The 1,497-nt window shown below is 43.2% G+C and carries 2 protein-coding genes and 1 tRNA gene; 1 reads left to right on the plus strand and 2 read right to left on the minus strand.

All coding sequences use genetic code 11. The features are described 5' to 3' along the window. Window positions 1-428 (plus strand): hypothetical protein (locus BACCOP_RS20855; RefSeq protein WP_007565179.1); only part of this gene is annotated, 428 nt, incomplete at its 5' end. A gap of 256 nt (window positions 429-684) precedes the next feature. On the opposite strand, the gene BACCOP_RS01030 is transcribed toward BACCOP_RS20855, so the two are convergent. After that, window positions 685-757 (minus strand) — tRNA-Thr (locus BACCOP_RS01030). Between the two features lie 134 nt (window positions 758-891). Beyond that, on the minus strand, window positions 892-1,497 hold a 606-nt coding region (locus BACCOP_RS01035; protein WP_007565184.1), incomplete at its 5' end, for a transposase.

Below are 1,497 nucleotides of genomic sequence, written 5' to 3' on the forward strand. Positions count from 1 at the left end.
CCTTCTCACACCACCCGTACGTGCCGTTCGGCATACGGCGGTTCTTTACTATGGATGCCTTTCGTATTCTTCGAAAGACACTTCCACGACATCTTCTTCAACCATCCATTTGTAGGTCTGCGCTCCTTTATACCCTTCGGATTCCGTCCTATCTCTTTAAAGGTAGCCCAATACTTCTGTTTTGGTTTTATGCATTCGTTCCAACAAACGGTAGTTTTCAGTTATGCCGTTTAAATAAAGTTTGGTCCTTCCCTATAGGCATACATGCCTTGGGTACTACGACCTCTGCTGACTTCTCACGGCAAGCTTTACTCCATCATGGTACTTCGAATCATTCATCCTCACCATATGTCCGTGAGACCTCCTCGGATAAGGGTATTAACTTTCAATCTTATGTCTGCTCCATTTACACTAACCGTCCCGAATAGCTATAGGGCTTTAGTTTGTTTCGCAACCTTACCCACGGTCATATGCCTTATATGAAGTTTCTGTTCGTCAGACCAGATGTTTGCCGCCAGCTTCTTTCAGATTCCAACTCGCGATGGACACCCTTGCTTTTGGCTGTATGATTCCCGCTATTAGGGCTCATTGGGGACTTGCACCCGTTGGCTAATACTCATGCCGAGCATACGAAAAATAAAAAGAGATATACTTTTTATTTTCAGTATATCTCTTTTTCTGAAGAGCCGAAAGCGGGACTCGAACCCGCGACTTACTCATTACGAATGAGTTACTCTACCAACTGAGTTATTTCGGCGATAATTTGTTTATGAAAAGCGATGCAAATTTACGGTTTTATTTCAACTTGCAAAATGAAAATGATATTTTTTTCAACGATAAGATTTTTTTTCATTTTTCTATTTACAATAGTTCGTTAAAAATTCGCCAAGCCTAAGCGGCTCTGGCAGTAAATAAAATGAGTTCTTTGAAAAGTTTGTCAATAACTTGCGGGTCTGGGCTAATCCCAAACACGCAAATAAATCGTTCAAGCATATAAGCATTGTGTATGAAAGACTTGCAGGAGGATATGGAATAGGTTATTCCGAGCCTCTTACATGCCGCTTTGGCCAAGTTGACAGCAGCAAGCGATGCATTGAAGTGAAAATCCAATTTCCTGAAGTCGGTAGACTGGCAGCTGGTGATTCCTGCATGCTGCTTGCCATCTCTAAAGCAAAATTCCAGTTGGAACCTGGTTCTGTAATAATCCAGCACCTCACGTCCATCCATGGAATCGTCTGTAGAGAAGTAAAGCTGCCACTTGTCTGTCCTCCCGTCCATCGGATACCAGATGGCTAAGGAAACATACCTTTTGAGAGCTTTTGCATATACCCTCAATCCGTATAGCTTTCCCTTGTTCACCTCGTATTCCTTGCACCGGGTCAAATCCAGATTGGCAAAGTCAATCCTGCCGTCAAACCACTTGGGATGGCCACGTTTTCCTGTTTTCTGTTCCAATGTCGGATAGTACAGGATTACGTCATTCCGAAAGCGGCTGAT

Source organism: Phocaeicola coprocola DSM 17136, from assembly GCF_000154845.1.
GTDB classification, from domain to species: Bacteria; Bacteroidota; Bacteroidia; order Bacteroidales; family Bacteroidaceae; genus Phocaeicola; species Phocaeicola coprocola.